The 16281-nt window shown below is 63.8% G+C and carries 15 protein-coding genes and 1 tRNA gene; 3 read left to right on the forward strand and 13 right to left on the reverse strand.

Annotated features, from left to right (window positions below; all coding sequences use genetic code 11):
- Positions 1-15: 15 nt before the first annotated feature.
- From RDV55_RS10245 to RDV55_RS10270, 6 genes are read right to left on the reverse strand one after another with little or no spacing between them, the layout of a single operon-like run.
- The gene (locus RDV55_RS10245) at positions 16-1056 is read right to left on the reverse strand and encodes an FKBP-type peptidyl-prolyl cis-trans isomerase (protein WP_111824220.1); all 1041 of its coding nucleotides are present in this window, start codon (positions 1054-1056) and stop codon (positions 16-18) included.
- Positions 1053-2438, reverse strand: a complete 1386-nt coding sequence (gene pafA, locus RDV55_RS10250; protein ID WP_111824219.1) for a Pup--protein ligase — start codon at positions 2436-2438, stop codon at positions 1053-1055. Before pafA ends, RDV55_RS10245 begins: the two co-directional genes overlap by 4 nt.
- Before the next feature lies 1 nt (position 2439).
- Complete coding sequence (locus tag RDV55_RS10255; protein WP_111824218.1) at positions 2440-2616, reverse strand: ubiquitin-like protein Pup; 177 nt, start codon at positions 2614-2616, stop codon at positions 2440-2442.
- 25 nt (positions 2617-2641) lie between these two features.
- The gene (dop, locus tag RDV55_RS10260) at positions 2642-4162 is read right to left on the reverse strand and encodes a depupylase/deamidase Dop (RefSeq protein ID WP_111824217.1); all 1521 of its coding nucleotides are present in this window, start codon (positions 4160-4162) and stop codon (positions 2642-2644) included.
- Positions 4159-5703: a proteasome ATPase gene (gene arc / locus RDV55_RS10265; RefSeq protein WP_111824216.1), complete on the reverse strand. Its 1545-nt coding sequence runs from the start codon at positions 5701-5703 to the stop codon at positions 4159-4161. The genes dop and arc overlap by 4 nt, the downstream gene beginning before the upstream one ends.
- Complete coding sequence (locus RDV55_RS10270) at positions 5696-6745, reverse strand: tRNA (adenine-N1)-methyltransferase (RefSeq protein ID WP_245907759.1); 1050 nt, start codon at positions 6743-6745, stop codon at positions 5696-5698. Before RDV55_RS10270 ends, arc begins: the two co-directional genes overlap by 8 nt.
- A 79-nt stretch (positions 6746-6824) precedes the next feature.
- On the opposite strand from RDV55_RS10270, the gene RDV55_RS10275 reads away from it, so the two are divergent.
- Positions 6825-7679 carry a RecB family exonuclease gene (locus RDV55_RS10275; protein ID WP_111824262.1) on the forward strand — a complete coding sequence of 285 codons (855 nt, stop codon included), beginning with the start codon at positions 6825-6827 and terminating at the stop codon, positions 7677-7679.
- Between the two features lie 4 nt (positions 7680-7683).
- Complete coding sequence (locus tag RDV55_RS10280) at positions 7684-8619, forward strand: aldo/keto reductase (protein ID WP_111824215.1); 936 nt, start codon at positions 7684-7686, stop codon at positions 8617-8619.
- Positions 8620-8765: 146 nt separating this feature from the next.
- On the opposite strand, the gene RDV55_RS10285 is transcribed toward RDV55_RS10280, so the two are convergent.
- The 6 genes from RDV55_RS10285 to RDV55_RS10310 form a co-directional block, all read right to left on the reverse strand.
- A complete protein-coding gene (locus tag RDV55_RS10285) occupies positions 8766-9047 on the reverse strand; it encodes a DNA primase (protein ID WP_165835865.1) in 282 nt (93 codons plus the stop codon).
- Between the two features lie 33 nt (positions 9048-9080).
- Positions 9081-10178, reverse strand: coding sequence for an NAD(P)/FAD-dependent oxidoreductase (locus tag RDV55_RS10290; protein ID WP_111824213.1), 1098 nt, complete (start codon positions 10176-10178; stop codon positions 9081-9083).
- Positions 10179-10270: 92 nt separating this feature from the next.
- Complete coding sequence (locus RDV55_RS10295) at positions 10271-10765, reverse strand: pyrophosphohydrolase domain-containing protein (protein ID WP_111824212.1); 495 nt, start codon at positions 10763-10765, stop codon at positions 10271-10273.
- On the reverse strand, positions 10762-11433 hold the full coding sequence (locus tag RDV55_RS10300) for a DsbA family oxidoreductase (protein WP_111824261.1): 672 nt from the start codon (positions 11431-11433) through the stop codon (positions 10762-10764). The genes RDV55_RS10295 and RDV55_RS10300 overlap by 4 nt, the downstream gene beginning before the upstream one ends.
- 71 nt (positions 11434-11504) lie before the next feature.
- Positions 11505-11591, reverse strand: a tRNA-Leu gene (locus RDV55_RS10305).
- A gap of 78 nt (positions 11592-11669) precedes the next feature.
- Positions 11670-12158, reverse strand: coding sequence for a MarR family winged helix-turn-helix transcriptional regulator (locus tag RDV55_RS10310; protein WP_174703836.1), 489 nt, complete (start codon positions 12156-12158; stop codon positions 11670-11672).
- An 88-nt stretch (positions 12159-12246) separates the two neighbouring features.
- On the opposite strand from RDV55_RS10310, the gene RDV55_RS10315 reads away from it, so the two are divergent.
- Complete coding sequence (locus RDV55_RS10315) at positions 12247-12927, forward strand: HAD family hydrolase (protein ID WP_111824211.1); 681 nt, start codon at positions 12247-12249, stop codon at positions 12925-12927.
- Here RDV55_RS10315 and RDV55_RS10320 read toward each other — a convergent pair.
- Positions 12924-16211 (reverse strand): error-prone DNA polymerase, encoded by a 3288-nt coding sequence (locus RDV55_RS10320; protein ID WP_111824210.1) that lies wholly within the window; start codon positions 16209-16211, stop codon positions 12924-12926. The two genes, RDV55_RS10315 and RDV55_RS10320, sit on opposite strands and share 4 nt — an antisense overlap.
- Between the last annotated feature and the right edge of the window lie 70 nt (positions 16212-16281).

Raw genomic sequence — 16281 nt, forward strand, 5'->3', positions numbered from 1 at the left:
TCACGGGATGAACTCTCAGGACTGAGGGTCGGTGTTCCCATCCGTGGAAGTACCCGGCTCCGTACCGAGAATATCGATGACAACGCAGAGCGTGTCGTCGCCCGCGGCAAGATCCGGCGGAATCGTGATCGCCAAACGAGATCCGACCTTCTGATCGACGAGCGCGTTGGACAGGCCCTTCATCGCGGTATTGAGGTTCACGACTGCGGGCACTCCCGTCTCCCAGGTGGACACGCGTACGACACCGTCCGTCCAACCAACAACCGTGAACTGGGCAACGACACGGTCGTCCTCGTGGACCTGGACGCCGTCGCCCTTGATCAGTGTCTGGGTGGTGACGCCACCGGGCAGAGTTGCGATATGGCTGATAAGCGGCCCCTCCGGGCTCATCTCGACGCTCATCGGACCAACGGTGGCGTCAACCGACCTGCCCGTTGCGATCGACGGCAAAATATCGACGACGTCGATCTCCATCGCGTTGGGAGAGCCGTCGCCTGTCGTGATGGTACGCAATGCCAGGATGCGCGAGCCTTCGCGCTTGCCGGTGACCAGCATGGCGAGCTCCGAGCTGATCTGATCTGAACCGATGATGCCCAGGCTCATTTGGGGACGACCCGACTCTGACAGCATGCGCCCGCTGGCGGCGTCAAAAGCAGTGATCGCGACGAGCACGGGAGAGCCCTCCGTGATTTCACGACCGTTACCCTCTTCGATAACACGAGCCTTAAATCCGTCGATATCCAGCGGTGCCTTAATGTCGATCGTGGGGGTGGCACCGACGCGACCAGACACCGCCACGCGGTCAAAGAGCGGAAGGGTCGTCGACTGCGTTGATGCCTCGGGAGCCACCGCCGCTTCATCGACAGCAGCGGGCTTGATCGCCCACCAGGTCAGACCGCCGCACGCAGCGACGATGACGAGCACCAACGCGATCCGCAGAAAGAGACCACCGCGCGAAGACCCCTTCGAGCGCGATGCCCGCGCGGCGGCGCGTTGCGACGAACCCTTCACGCGGCGCGCGGTGGGCGAATCGGAAGTCGAGGACTCGTTGCTCATGCGGGAATCGTAGGAGACGAAGCATCGATCTGCGCGATGAGGGCGTCGACGCGCGTGTCGGTGGTGGCGAGAGGATCCTGCAGAGACAACGGTATCGCCGATCCCTCGTCGAGGCGCACGTGCACCCAGTCGACGCTCAGATCGGCTCGCGCGTCCTCGGCGGCGGCGATGACGCGACCTCGTAACGCTGCGCGGGTCGTGGTGGGCGGAGCCTCCTGCGCGCGGCGCACGCCTTCGACGTCTGTGAGGCGCCGCATCAGGCCGGCGCGCTCCATCCGTTCGCGTAGGCCATCGGCCGTGATCTCCGAGTAAGACAGTTCGAGCCGGGCTACGCGAGGATCGGCAAGGGTAGCGCCGCTACGCGCACAGTACGACGTGAGCAGCTTGCGTTTGATGGCAATATCGAGCTCGGTGTCGATCCCGCTCCAGTCACCGCTGGAGATCGCATCCAGTCCCCTGTCCCACAGGTCGACGACGTACGAACGCATGGGGTCGAGGTCGGCGAGTGCGATCCGCGCGAGGACGCGTTCGCGAATCTCACGCTGCATCGCCACCGCGGTGGTCGTCCTGCCGTTAGCAAGCTCGATGGTGGCGGAACCGCTCAGGTCTGCGTTGATTTCACGAATGGCACGCATGGGGTCGGCGAGTGCCAGGTCTGCGATCTGAAGCCCGTCCTCGATCGCGTGGATGAGGAGCTCCGTCATGCCGACCTTCAGGGCAGTGGTGGGTTCAGCGACGTTGGTGTCGCCGACGATGACGTGCATGCGTCGGTATGCGCCGGAGTCAGCCAACGCCTCGTCGCGGGTGTTGATGATAGGCCGCGAACGGGTCGTCGCGGATGAAACGGCATCCCACATCTGGTCGGCACGCTGGGAGAACTGCAGGCGCGGCGCGGCCGCGGTGGTGTTGATCCACCCGTTTCCGACCAAGATCTGACGGGTCACAAAGAAAGCGACGAGAGCGTCGGCGACTTGCCGGAAGTCTCGGCGCCGATGCAGCAGATAGTTCTCGTGGCACCCGTAAGAGTTGCCCTGCGAATCGAGGTTGTTACGGAAGAGGTGCAGCCGCAGATCAGTACCGAGCTCCGAGAGCGCGTTGTCGGCCTGTGTCGCCAGGTCAGCGAGCATGGAGGAGCCGGCGCGGTCCTGTTCCAGAAGGTCCTCGAGGCGATCGCATTCCGCGGTCGCATACTCGGGGTGAGCGCCGACGTCAAGGTACAGGCGTCCTCCGTTGCGCAGAAAGAGATTCGAGGACCGCCCCTGGTGCAGAAGCGGCTCGAAAAGCTGGCGCGCGGCGTGCTCGGCATCCATCGGCGTGGCACCGCTGGGGGACGCGGCCGTCAGCCCATACTCCGTCTCGATGCCGAAGACTCGACGCCTCACCTCACTGGCCGCCCTTCTGGACGAATCCCTGCACGAACGCTTCAGCATTGGTTTCGAGGACGGAGTCGATCTCGTCGAGGAGAGAGTCAATCGATGAGGTGCGTGCCTGCACCTGGCCGCCGCTTTCGAGCGCGTCGTCGATTGGGCTGGCTCCGCCTGCAAAAATCTGATTCGACATAGTTCGTTTCACTTTCATTCGTCGGTTATCGGGTCGAGGTGTCGCGAGCGTCGGCGATCGGGAAGCGGACAAGATCTCCCTCTCCGGGATCGAAGACGAGGGATGACCACGACGCCTTGACGAGGTCTGGGTGATTGGCGACCGCCCACCCACGCACGTGCGCACGAGTGTTGGTCGGGGCAACATCGGCCGCGCGCTCGACCTCCTCGTCGGTGACCAGGCGCGTGACCATACCGGCCCGTGCGAGGCGATAGACGAGGCCGTGGCTGGGACGCAGGTCCGACCACTGCAGGTCGATGGCCGCCAGACGTGGGTCGTTCCACTCCAGCCCGGCGCGTTCCTTCTGGCGTTTGACCAGCTGGTACTTTCCCACCCATTCGACGTCGGACGCGACGGAGAACAAGTCGTTGCGCATGCGGTCCAGAACAGACTGCCACAGGCGAAGGATCTCCCGGTCCGCCTCGGTCGGGGTCGTCCCCGTCTCCTCGAAGGTGTCCAGAACGAGGTCGAGGTAGACCTGCTGAAGCTCAGCGGCAGTGTAGGAGCCGCCCGCCGTTGGGACCTTGTAGTCGAGATCGGGGTGATGGGAGACGTTCCAGGTTTCTTGCACCGGATCGTCCATGACGATGGAATCCCAGCGCAGATCCGTGCCCTGCTCGATCGCCCACAAGACCAGCGATGTCGTTCCGAAGCGGAGGAAGGCTGACACGTCGAACATGTTGCCGTCACCCCCGATCACGTGGAGACGGCGGAACTGCGCCGGATTCGCGTGAGGCTCATCGCGCGTATTGATGATCGGTCGGTTGAAGGTCGTCTCCAGTCCGACCTCGTTCTCGACGAAGTCGGCGCGCTGAGACATCTGGAAGCCGGGAACCTGGCTCTTTTGACCGCGCCCGACGCGGCCCGCGCCGCAGATCACCGGGCGCGTCACCATGAACGGAGTGAGGCCGCGAACGATCGCATCAAGGTCGGTGATGCGGGGCATCTGGTAGTTTTCGTGCGTGCCATAGGCTGCGCCCTTGCCGTCGGTGTTGTTCTTTACCAGAACGATGGGCGCTTCGCCCTGCACTTCGAGACGAGCCATGGCGCGCTGTGCAATCACCTCCCCGGCACGATCCCACAGAAGGGTGTCACGGGCACCGATCGTCTCAGGAGCGGAGTACTCGGGGTGAGCATGATCGACGTAGAGACGCGCGCCGTTGGTCAAGACGGCCGTCGTCGCGGCGGGGAGGGCCAGCTCCTCGGGCGTCGGACGGGCGATGCGCTCGGAACCGCCCGACGGTGCCAGGTGATACGGGTCGTCTGTCAGGAGTGAGGGGTCCGCGGCCGCACGCGACATGCGCATACCGCGCAGGTCGTTGAGAGGGTCTTCGCCCGTATAGTCCCATCGCACGACGCCTGCCCCCTCGGAGGGCGTACCAACACGGCTGATCTCGCCATAGGTGGTCACGACTTTCGTCGACAGCGCAATTGGGTTCGCCCAGGCGTCGCCGGGACGGTAGACGCCGTACTCTGTCTCGGTACCGATAATGCGTTCGCTGCTCATTTCACCGTTCCGATCGGCTTCACGCTAACAATCTCCGGAGCGAGTCCGCTCGTGCGCGCCCAGTCCTCGGGTGAGGACGTGGCCGCGAGCTCCAGCGACTCATTCATCTCCTCATGAACTCCGCGCAGTAGGTGCTGCATGCTCAGACCCGAGGACGCGCCCGTGAGGGCGTCCTTGATGGCGTACTTCTTGGCGCGCTCGACGATGCCGGCAATAAGGGCACCGGAGACGAGGTCGGACAGATAGATCCGCTTATGGTCACCGTTCACGAGTGTCGCCAGGAACAGCGCGGTGGTCTCATCACGCGCGTACAGGGCGTCAACCGCGCGAACGCTCATCCCCGCCACGGCCTCGGCGACGCCCCCAAAACGCTCAATCTCGGTGGCGTGGATCGGCACGCGCGGGGTGAGGTATTTGGAGAAGATGTCGAGCGCGCCCGCGCGATCGGGGCGGTCCACGCGAATGCGCACGTCGAGGCGCCCTGGCCGCAAAACGGCCGGGTCAATCATGTCCGCGCGGTTGGAAGCGCCGATGATCACGACGTTGTCGAGCGATTCGACGCCGTCCATCTCCGCGAGCAGCTGCGGAACGATCATGGTCTCGACGTCCGAGGAGACCCCCGTGCCACGCGTGCGGAAGAGGGCTTCCATCTCATCGAAGAAGATGACGACCGGCGTGTCACCGGCAGCGAGAGTGCGCGCGCGGGCGAAGATCGCACGAATCTGCCGCTCGGTCTCACCGACGAACTTGTTGAGAAGTTCGGGCCCCTTGATCGATAGGAAGAACGTCGAGGCCCCTCCACGCTTGGACAGAGAATTGGCCACAGCCTTGGCGATAAGGGTCTTGCCTGATCCGGGAGGACCGTAGAGCAAAATGCCTTTCGGAGGGCGCAGACCGAACTGCCGGTAGAGCTCGGGGTGGTTAAAGGGCATCTCGATGGAGTCGCGCACCTGAGCGATCTGCTCGTCGAGGCCTCCGATGTCCCCGTACGTGACGTCGGGGACCTCGGGGGTCAACAGCTGCTCGACGTCTTCGCGCACGATCCTCTCAAAAGCAATTCCCGCACGGGAATCCACGACGAGGGAATCCCCGGGGCGCAGATTACCGTGGCGCAGAGGCCCAGCCAGCTCAAGAAGGGTCTCTGCACCCCCCTCGGTGGCGACAAGGACCCGATCTGTCCCAACCACTTCAAGGACGGATACGACCTGACCGCTACGCGGAAAATCATCGCTGGCGACGGCGATCGAGGTATCGTCGAGGCGCACCCACTGGCCATACGACAGGTCTGTCACATCAAGCTTGGGCGATACCGCGACGCGCATGCGCCTACCGCCAGAGACGACCTCGATCTGACGCGCAGCGGGAAAAGCTCGCACGAAGGTCGCGAGAGTCTGGGGCGGGCGGGACACGTCGGCGAGCTCGCCCTGCAGCCGAATGAGCTCGGTGCGAGCTGTCGTCAGAGCGGCGGTGAGACGACCGTTCTTCTCTTCGAGTGAGATGAGCCGACGTTCGAGAGCCGCGCGATCATTGGTCTCACTCATCGTTCTGTCCCTCGCGCCCGCCGCACGCCCACGTGTCCGCCTGCGCAACGACATCGCGGCGCACCTTGCGAACCTTCTTCTCGGAGTTGACGCGCTGGCCTACCTTGTCGAGCGACCAATCCTGTACGTCGTCCCAGGCGCCGCCTTGGCCTTCGGCGGCCTTCGCCGGACGCGTCGAACGCTCCTGCGGGGTGACGCCGGGAGCAAGAAGCCGGGTGATGACGAGGAATCCGGTATGGGCGACCATACGATGCTCGGGACGTACGGCGAGGCCGTCAAGGTGCCACTCGCGGCGCATATCCTCCCACGCGACGGGATCGGTGAAGCGCTCGCAAGCACGCAGATCCTCGACGAGTCGCGACATCTGGGTAACGGTGGCAACGTAGCAGACGAGCACGCCGCCCGGAATAAGCGCGTGAGTGATGGCGTCGATGTTCTCCCAGGGTGCCAGCATGTCCAGCACGATGCGGTCGACGCTGCCTTCCTCGGCGGACCACAGCACTTCGTCAACGTCGCCGACGCGTAGGTCCCAAGCGGGGTGACGACGACCGAACCACAGGTCGACGTTTGCAGCGGCGATGTCCGCAAAGTCCTGGCGTCGCTCGACGGAGACAAGCCGGCCCTGCGGACCGACTGCGTCGAGGAGAGCCATGGACAGAGCACCCGACCCCGCGCCGGCTTCAACGACCGTCGCGCCCGGGAAGATGTCGCCCATGTGGGTGATGACGCCCGCATCCTTCGGGTACACAACAGCCGCTCCGCGCGGCATCGACATAACGTAGTCGACCTGGAGGGGACGCAAAATCTGGAACTGACGGCCCTCTTCCGTGACGATAACTTGGCCGTCGGGACGGCCGATGACGTCGTTATGGTTGAATCCGCCGCGATTGGACTGGAAACGGCCACTGCTGACGAGAATCACCTGGTGGAAGCGGCCTTTGGGGTCACGAACCTGAACGCGGTCCCCCTCGGAGAGGACACCTCGGCGGGTAGGTTGGCCATAATCGTTGGCCGACATCGAAGTATTACGCTGAATAGACATTACGTAAAGGATACCGCTTGCCACTAGCTGTGCCCATGGCAGGACACAGATGCGGACGGTAGGGGTTAGCGTGGTATTCATGACAGACCTGATCGCCCCCTCGCCCAACGCACGTACGTGGGAGCCCGCGCTTTCCGCGTCGCGCGCAAAAGAGTACGAGCGTTGCCCGCTCCAGTACCGCCTTCATGTCCTCGACGGCTACCGGGAGCCGGAGACTCGCGCGAAAGCCCTGGGAACTGTCGTACACGCAGTGCTCGAGGAGCTGTTCGCACTCGAACCGCAGGAACGTACGCCGCAGAACGCCCGCGCACAGGTGCACCCACAGTATGAGGCTTTTGCGGCAAAGAATCCCGAGGTCACCAAGCTATTCACCGACGAGGCGGACCTGCAGGCGTGGCTCGCCGATGCTCGATCACTGATCGACGGATACTTCGCGATCGAGGCGCCGCAGTGGATCGCGCCAGCGGCGCGCGAGCAGCGCGTGACCACGACAACGGAGCGGGGGGTGCGTCTCCTGGGCTTCATCGACCGTGTCGATCGGGCACCGGACGGCAGGCTGCGCGTCGTGGACTATAAGACAGGCAAAGCTCCCGGTCCGCGATACGTGGGCGAAGCTCTCTATCAGATGCGCTTCTACGCGCTTCTCCTTGCCCGCACCCAGGTCCTGCCCTCGCGCATGCAGCTGGTCTACCTGCGTGCCGGGCAAGTGATCACACTAGACCCCACGACCGAAGAGATCCGTGATTTTGAGCGCCAGATCGATCATCTCTGGGATTGCATCGAGCGAGACATCGAACAGGGTTCGTTTGCGCCGCGCAAGAACCCTCTGTGCAACTGGTGCGGTGTGCGGTCGCTGTGCCCGGTGTTCGGTGGGACCACTCCCCCGCTGCCGGAGCAACACGCGCAGTGGCTGGCACGGACTCGGCTAGGCTAGAGGCATGGAACTCAAGCAATGTGGTCGCAGCGGGCTCTACCTGTCCGTTCTCGGATTGGGCACCCTCACGTGGGGTCGCGATACCGATGGACCCGAGGCCCACGACATGCTCACGACTTTTGTCGATGCTGGTGGAAACCTCGTCGAGTGTTCTCCCACGCACGGCGACGGGATTGCCGTTGACGTCTTGTCCGAGGCGCTCGCATCCGTCGGCCGTCACCGCGTCGCGCTTGCCTGGCGAGGTGCTGTTCGGCGCGCAGGCGAAAGCACCTGGGTGGGCGCGGCGGGCCGCGGGGATCTCCTGCGGAGCCTCGACGACGCTCTCGCCAGGCTCGACACAGACTACGTCGACGTCTGGCTCGTCGAACCCCAAGCGGAAGTCCCGCTCGAAGAGACACTCGAGGCCGCGACCCTTGCCTACCGCAGCGGCCGCGCGCGTTACGTCGGTTTGTCGCGCGCATCCCACTGGCAGCTCGCAGAGGCCGTGACGCGCGGGGCGTTGGGCGCTTCTGCTCCTATTTCGCTTGTCGAGGCACCCTTCTCTTTGGCGAACGCGTCCGCGGCGCACACGATCGCAGAGCTGTCGAGCCGGGGCATCGGCGTGATCGCCGCGTCCGCGCTTGCTGGAGGGGCTCTGACCGGTAAGTATCGCCACACGACTCCGGCCGATTCGCGCGCCGCGTCACCGCATTTGCGTCACATGGTCGAACCCTACTTGGAAGGCCACGCACGCACGGTCATCGAGGCGGCGTCGCGTGCAGCAGTGGGCCTCGAACGCTCGACCGCCGATGTCGCGTTGGCTTGGGTGAGGGATTACCCGGGCGTCAGCGCCGCTCTCATCGGACCGCGTACCCGGCGCCAGCTCGATATGCTTCTCGATTTTTCGGAGCCGCTTCCCGCCCCGATCCGCCAGGTTCTCACGGAGGTCGCCGCGCAGTAGGCCTTCGCCTAGCGAACACGCACACCCTGCCCGGGCGGTATCGACGTAGCCGCTGGCGTGTCGTTGAGCAGCCAGCATGTACAGACGTGGGGCCCGAACCAAAGGGTTCGGGCCCCACGTCATAGTCTCACGACCGGAGAGTTCGATCAGTCGTCGACTTCTATGAAATCGTCGTCCTCGTCGCTCTCATCGTCGTCGACGTAGTCCTCGTCTTCATCCTCATCGGAATCCTCAAGGATATCGAAGGGTAACTCCACACCCAGCCGGGTGAAAAGAATGTCGTCGTAGGTGAAGAAGGCGTCGCGCAGCGCCAACTCGGCTGCTTCGAGCGCGGCGTCGTCAGCCTCGTCTCCATCGCGAGCGATGTCGAAGTGGTTTTCGAAAGCGTTGAGCAGGCGCGTCAGCGCGCGGCGAGGATCTCCAGTCATAGCATGCATCCTACCGTGAGACGGCACACTTTATCAGGGGAGGTTGAGCTGCGAACGAATGACGGACACCATGAGGTCCGTGCCCTTGATCTCCGCGGTCTGATCCGCACCAAGGATACGGGTGTGTCCATCCGCGTCGAGAAGCTGCGACGCACCCATGTTCGGGCCGAGGGGCAAGATGACCCATTCCTTCGTGGGCTGGTAAACGGCATCGGGGGTTTCGCCCTCGATCTGTGCGGTGATGTTTGCAATCACGACGCGCGCCTGCTGGCGCGCCGCGTCAGCGCGTTTGGATTCGCGCACGTCGGTCAGGTCTCCGACGGCGTAGACGTTCGGGTGGTCCACGACCTGCATCGTGTCATCCACACGGATGGTTCCGTTCGGATTCATGACGGCCTCGTAGCCGCTACCGATGAGGAAACCGGTGTTGGCGCGAGCGCCGTAGCATTGGAACCACAGGTCGGCCTCGATGACGTCGCCCTTCTTGGTCTGCACCATGAAGTGGCTGAGGTCGCCGACGTTCTGCGGAGGCAGGTAGGCGAGCTCGGAGCCGGTCACGACGCGCACGCCAAGGGAACTGAGCTGCTCGCCGATCTCCTGGCGGAGGGCGTCCGTGTATCCGGGCGTGCCCAGGATCTGGTCGGAGGCCTCGACAATCGTGATGTCCAGGCCCGGGAATGCGTTCGCGAGTTCTCCGGTCAGTTCGATGCCGACGGTGCCGCCACCGACAATCATGACGGAGCGGGCTCGACCCAGATTCTCGTGCAGCTGCTCGAGGCGAGCCTTGGCAACGGAGGAACGGTACGACGAGTACTTGGCGGGGAATGGGTAGGTGGAGCCGGTCGCGAAGACGACGTAGTCGGCTTCGATCGGGTCATGCCCGAAGACGTGGACGGTGGTGCCATCGACGCGCGAGACCGTGCCGCGCACGACCTCGCCGCGAGTCAGGAGATTCGTGTAGGGCATGAAGATCGCATGCTCCCAGACCGTATCGACTGCGGCGCGCAAAGCCGCCGCGTGGTGAACGAACTGGTCCTTCTGTTCGATGAGAACAACGTCCGCGAGGGGATCGAGCCCCTTGGCGACCGTGACGCCTCCGTATCCTCCGCCAATGACTGCGACGCGTGCCATGTCTTTCCTCCTTATGACTGGACCGCGTCTATTGTGTCACCTAGCGGGCGCAAACGCGCGTGCTAGGGACTTTAGTCCGAGCTGAATAACTCCTACTTCTCGTCGATTCCCAGGCCGCGGGCAACATTCGGTGGAAAGAAGTTCGGCCCCTTGAGTACCTTGCCGTCGTCACGGAGCTTGACGGAGCCGTCGGGCATGAGCTTCGACAGGTTCGAGGCCTGCACCTCAGCAAGCACGGAGTCCAGGTCCATGCCCGACTCGATTGCCATGCCATAGATGACGTAGATGAGATCGGCCAGAGCGTCGGCGGCCTCGATGACGTCGCGTTCACCGTCGTCCGACGCGACGGCCTCGGCGGTGGCCTCCTCAATGATGGCTCGAGCGCGCTTGCCGTAGACGGCTCCCATAAGCTCGGCGAACTCTTCGGCGATCAGGCTCATGCGCATCCCAACGCGATCGTAGGACAGCGTCGGATCGTCGAACGAACGAATCGGCACGGAGTACGTGCGGTGGAACTCCCGCACGAGTTCCATCGGACTGGGCGGCCCCCCGGCGGCGTTCGACGTAGTGGTGTCCTTGTCGGTCATGCGCGATCCTTTCGAGACTGCTCCCAGGCGGTTGCCAGAATGTTGGTGAATGCGGTTGTCGTTTGGTGTCCGTCGACGAGGAACTGAGCATCGAAGACGTAGGTCGGCACGGCGGCAACGCCCATGTGCATCGCCACCTGGAAATCAGAATAGACGTGGGAGGCCCATTCTTCGTCGCCGACGGCGTGCGCGGCGAGTTCGGGTTCCATTCCAATGTCCTGCGCGCACCCGATGAGAACGTCCGGGTGTGAGATGTCCAGACCCATCTCGAAGTGAGCGCGCATGATGGCCTCGGCTACCTTGAGCTGCAGCGAGGATGGGCCGGTGACGGTATCTGCGTCGATGTCGGCTTCATGCGCGGCGGCAATTACACGGTGCGCGCGCGATGTCGGTGCGATAACGAGGCTGTCGAAGTCGAAACGGATACCTTCTCGTGCGCCGAGTGCCTGCATTCGCTCATCGGCCTCGCGCACCTCCTCGAGCGTTGCGGCACCGGACTCGACCAGGGCGACGATGCGAGGCTTGTCGATAGACGCTTCCATATCCGGTTCGAGAAGAAACGCGTGCAGGTAAACCTCAACCTCGTCACGGTGCTCGAATTGCTCGAGAGCGGCACGCAGGTGTCGCAGACCCAGGTAGCTCCAGGGGTCGCAGGTGTCGAGCCACATATCAATACGCACGGCGCCTCCTCGTCGGTGATATGAAAAACCCCGGAGCCTTTCGGCCCCGGGGCATCTCGTGCGCGGAGGGGGACTTGAACCCCCACCCTCGTAAAATGAGGACTAGCACCTCAAGCTAGCGCGTCTGCCTATTCCGCCACCCGCGCAGGTGAGCGATGCGAACCGTTGCGATCCGCAAGCGAGTAGAAGCTTAACACGATGCGGGCAATGCGCGCCAATCGAAACTAGGAGTCTTTTCCGCCACCGCGCAGACGCGAGTCGAGAGTCGCAAAAACCTTTGCAATTGCGTCGATATCGTCATCCGTCATGCCATCCAGGAGATACTCACTGACGGTCTGCTGATGCAGCTCTGTGGCAGCAAGCACAGTTTCGATCCCCTGAGTCGTCAAACACGCGTCATAGCCGCGTCGGTCTGTCTCCGACGGGACGCGTTCCACCCACCCATCGCGCGACAGATTTGACACGAGGTAGGTCACGCGCGAGGGCGAATAGACGACACGTTCGGCCAGCTCCCCCATGCGCAGGCGATGAGCGGGGGCTTCCCACAGCGCCAGGAGAATATTGTAGTCGGGCATGGAGACGCCGTAGGTGCGCTTGAGGCGCGTCTCGAGAATGCCCTGCAGGCGCCCGGACGCTTCGAAGAAGACTCGCCACGCGGCAGCGCGCGCGCTATTGGCCTGGACAATTGGCGTCAGACGCGGTCGTGTTTCCATGTCTCCCCCTTCGTGGTCGTGTCGGATGCCTCTCCCGGGATAATAGGGCATAGTGACTAAGAAAGCACCAACAACGCGGGGGAGCCACGTGTCTTTATCTATTTCTGTTGTCCTTTTTGACGTCGACGGAACGATCGTCGATTCCGCTCCAGCCGTGATGGACGCATTTCGTTGCGCACTGTCAGACTTCAATCTTCCGATCCCCGACGACCAGCGCCTTCGCACCTATGTCGGCCCTCCGCTCTGGTATTCCTTCGGCGACCTGGGATATGAGGGTGAGCTGCTCTCCAGCCTCGTCACCGGTTACCGGTCCCGATATCAAGCCCACTTTCTTGATCCCAAGCCCTTCCCCGGCGTCATCGATCTCCTTCACGACCTTGACCGTGCCGGCATTGCGCTGGCAACCGCAACGTCGAAGCAGGCTCCGATGGCGCTGGCACAGATGGAGCATCTGGGCCTCTCCAGTATTTTCGACGTCATCGCCGGAGCAACCCCCGACCCGGCATCCAGCAAGGCGACGGTCATCCGCGAAGCGCTCGCGCGCCTGGAGGAGCTCGGGGCCGACATATCCCACCCCGTTATCGTTGGTGACTCCGTCTGGGACGTGCGCGGAGCCAAGGAAGCCGGTATTCCTGTCATCGGAGTGGGCTGGGGATATGCGACCGAGGATGGCCTGGACGATGCTGATGCCGTGTGCGCGACGGTCGAGGAACTACGCGCGTTCATTCTCGACGGGGTGGCCCACCACGCGTCCCAGAGCGGGAGCTAGCGGAAGTCTCGGGACTTTACCTCAACGGGCAGCCCGACGGCCTCAATCCTAAAGGCTTGCACGTTAATCGCACCGTCGCCCCACTCGAGCGTTCCACGCACGAGCAGGGCGCTCGACTCGAGACAGACGCGCCGGAATTTCTTCCACGCCCCCACCGAGACGGAGACGTTGACGAAACCCGTCTCGTCTTCGAGGCTTAGAAAGGTGATTCCTCCACCCGTGTGAGGGCGCTGTCGGTGTGTCACGATACCGGCGATATCGACGATGCATCCGGCCAGGTGCTGTCCCAGATCGCCGGACCGCAGGACAGACTCAGGTAAAGCGTCGCGCACGTAGGCAAAAGGATGCTCCCCCGGGGTCAGTCCGGTCGATGCAACATCCGAACCCATGAGCTCCGCAATCGACAGCGACGGCAGCTCGGGCACAGTGGCTCCGACCTCTGTCCCTGGAAGAAACGGCTGCCACTGCCCTGCCCTGGCACTGGGCTGAGCGAGTGCAGCGGCCGCCCACGCCCCCTCGCGCCGCCCCACGCCGAGGCACTCGAGGGCACCAGCCATCGCGAGCTTTTCCATGGCAGAGGCACTCACGTGGGCTCGCCGAGCAAGGTCCGCCTGACTCGTGAACGCTCCCCCACGCCTCGCCTCGACGATGCGCGCAGCGGTGGCACCCAGGCCTCGCACCTGAGCCAGGCCAATACGCACCACAAGTCCGCTATCAACATCGAGGGGCACAACGCCGCGAGATGGAAGCGGGTCGGCGCGCCCTTCGCGATAGTCTTCCCCCGCTTCCCCACCCCCCACTCGTTGCACGCTCGCATCGATGAGTGAATCGTTCACCGAAGGACCCACCACGCGCACCCCGTGCCTGCGCGCGTCCTGCACAAGGGTCGCCGGAGAGTAGAAACCCATTGGCTGCGATGCCAGAATCGCGGCGTAAAAGTGCTCGGGGGCATGCACCTTGAGCCACGACGACGCGTACACAATGTGCGCGAAGGAAAAGGAATGGGATTCCGGGAATCCAAAGTCCGCGAAGCCCTTGAGCTGCTCGAAGATCCGCTCGCGGATGGGAGCGTCGATTCCTCGCTCGCGCATCCCCTCCATCAGGTCTTTCTTGAGGGCTTCCATGCGCTCTGGGCTACGTTTTGCGCCCATCGCGCGACGCAGTTGATCGGCGCGAGCGCCCGACAAACCTGCCACGTCCGTCGCGATGCGCATGAGCTGCTCTTGAAAGAGCGGCACGCCGAGCGTCTGGCGCAGCGCAGGTTCGAGGAGCGGGTGCAGGTAGGTGACTTCCTCGCGTCCCGATCGGCGACGTAAATACGGATTGACGGAGCGCCCCTGGATCGGACCGGGGCGAATCAGAGCCACCTCCACGACGATGTCGTAGAAGCAGCGCGGCTTGAGCCTTGGGAGAGTATTCATCTGTGCGCGAGACTCCACCTGAAAGACCCCGACTGTGTCGGCTGCGCACAACAGGTCGTAGACACGCGGATCATCCTCCGGCAGGGTGTGCAAGCCCAGGGGGCGATCCCCGCGCCCGTGGACGACTCGTGTTGCCCAGCCACGCAGGTGTTTCTTCGTCTGCAGGCACACCCTCGGATCATCCGCCTGAAGTTCGTCGAAAGCGACGCGAAGCGCGGTTAGGATTCCGAGGGAGAGCAAGTCAAACTTCACAAGGCCCGCATCCGCGCAGTCCTCCTTATCCCACTGCAGGACAGTGCGCCCGGGCATCGCGGCCCACCCAACTGGGCAGATGCGCGAGACCGGTTGATCGGTGAGCACCATGCCTCCCGAGTGGATCCCCATGTGCCTGGGCAAGCGGGCGAGCGCTCGGGCCGCGTCGTCAACGAGGGAGGGTGCCTGCCCCCTGCCCTGGGACCAGGCAGTGGCAGTGCCGGCCGGGTATCCGAGGGCGCGCGCCACGTCACGGATCGCAGAGCGCGGGCGGTACGTGATGACGTTTGCGACCTGCGCCGCACGCTCCCTCCCAAAAGTCTCATAGACGTACTGGATGACTTCTTCGCGTCGGCACACTTCAATGTCGACGTCGATGTCAGGTGGCCCCGAGCGCGCGTCCGAGAGAAAACGCTCGAATAGGAGATTATGACGCACCGCGTCCACTGCCGTAATCCCCAGGCAGTAGCACACCGCCGAGTTAGCAGCGCTGCCCCGCCCCTGGCACAGGATGCCGTTGCGGCCGCAAAAGTCGACGATTTCTTTGACGATGAGGAAGTAGCCCGCAAAGCCAAGGCGCTCGATAATCCCCAGTTCGCGGTCAATCGTCTCCCACGCACGGGGGTGTTGCGCGCGCGATCCATAGCGCTCGCGGGCACCCTCGAATGCGCAATGCGCGAGCCAGCTATCCGGGGTGTGCCTCTCGGGCACCCGGGTGCGAGGCAGGCGCGGGGCAATAAGGCGTAGATCAAAGGCACACGAGGCCGCGACCTCGCAGGAATTGTCGAGGGCCTGGGGGTGAGCCCCGTGCAGTCTCGTCATCTCGGCGGGTGAGCGCAGGAATGAACGATGAGCACCGAGGTGCGCTTCTGCCTCGTCTAACGACAGGCCGAGGCGGGTGGCCGTCAAAATGTCTCCGAGAGCTTGCTTCGAGGGCGAGGACATGCGCGCTCCGGTGGTTGCCACTAGCCGGGTTCCACTAGCGCGCGCGAGATCCGCAAGAGAATCTGCGACCTCAGCATCGTCTCCGCGCACGGCCTGCCATTCGACGAGGACGCGCTCGCGCCCGAATGCGTCCACGAGTGCGTCGAGGACTCGGCTCGCTGACTCAGTTCCTCCTGCTCGTAACGCGCGCATCAGCGGGCCACGCCACCCGCCGGTCAGGACGACAAGATCCCCTCCGGCCTCGCTCAGATCGACGAGGCTGTGGCGAGGTTTGCGCTCTCCCGGCACGGACAGCGCTCGTTCGCTCATGGATCCCACCAGGTTCGCATAACCGATGGGGCTGGCAGCCAAGACGGGCAGGCGCATCCCCGGATACTCCGATCCGTTCTCGAGTCCCCATCCAGCAGCAGAGGAGCCCGGGATTACTCCCCCGAGAGCATCTGGCGTGAGCGTTAGCTCAGCCCCGTAGACGATCGGCAGCCCAACCTCGCGAGCTGCCATGGTCGTCTGGACCGTCGAATACATGCCATCGACGTCGAGAATCGCGAGGGCATCAAGGCCCAGGCGTGCAGCCTCCTCCACCATCCGTGCGGGCTCATCGGTCCCGTCCAGGAAGGTGAAAGCGCTGTGCGCATGCAGTTCTGCGTAGCGTCGTTCCGTGCTCACCAACCCATTATATAGAACATGTGTTCGATCAGCGGCGCGCTGCCCCGACCGACCCTCGCGGGGGCATCCG

It is taken from the genome of Schaalia odontolytica, assembly GCF_031191545.1.
Taxonomy (GTDB): domain Bacteria; phylum Actinomycetota; class Actinomycetes; order Actinomycetales; family Actinomycetaceae; genus Pauljensenia; species Pauljensenia odontolytica.

Coding starts and splice junctions, on each gene's coding strand:
- RDV55_RS10275 (WP_111824262.1), top strand. CDS start 6,825: ATGACAGACCTGATCGCCCCCTCGCCCAACGCACGTACGTGGGAGCCC.
- dop (WP_111824217.1), bottom strand. CDS start 4,162: ATGAGCAGCGAACGCATTATCGGTACCGAGACAGAGTACGGCGTCTAC.
- RDV55_RS10300 (WP_111824261.1), bottom strand. CDS start 11,433: ATGTGGCTCGACACCTGCGACCCCTGGAGCTACCTGGGTCTGCGACAC.
- arc (WP_111824216.1), bottom strand. CDS start 5,703: ATGAGTGAGACCAATGATCGCGCGGCTCTCGAACGTCGGCTCATCTCA.
- RDV55_RS10290 (WP_111824213.1), bottom strand. CDS start 10,178: ATGGCACGCGTCGCAGTCATTGGCGGAGGATACGGAGGCGTCACGGTC.
- RDV55_RS10245 (WP_111824220.1), bottom strand. CDS start 1,056: ATGAGCAACGAGTCCTCGACTTCCGATTCGCCCACCGCGCGCCGCGTG.
- RDV55_RS10285 (WP_165835865.1), bottom strand. CDS start 9,047: ATGACTGGAGATCCTCGCCGCGCGCTGACGCGCCTGCTCAACGCTTTC.
- RDV55_RS10295 (WP_111824212.1), bottom strand. CDS start 10,765: ATGACCGACAAGGACACCACTACGTCGAACGCCGCCGGGGGGCCGCCC.
- RDV55_RS10255 (WP_111824218.1), bottom strand. CDS start 2,616: ATGTCGAATCAGATTTTTGCAGGCGGAGCCAGCCCAATCGACGACGCG.
- RDV55_RS10280 (WP_111824215.1), top strand. CDS start 7,684: ATGGAACTCAAGCAATGTGGTCGCAGCGGGCTCTACCTGTCCGTTCTC.
- RDV55_RS10310 (WP_174703836.1), bottom strand. CDS start 12,158: ATGGAAACACGACCGCGTCTGACGCCAATTGTCCAGGCCAATAGCGCG.
- RDV55_RS10270 (WP_245907759.1), bottom strand. CDS start 6,745: ATGTCTATTCAGCGTAATACTTCGATGTCGGCCAACGATTATGGCCAA.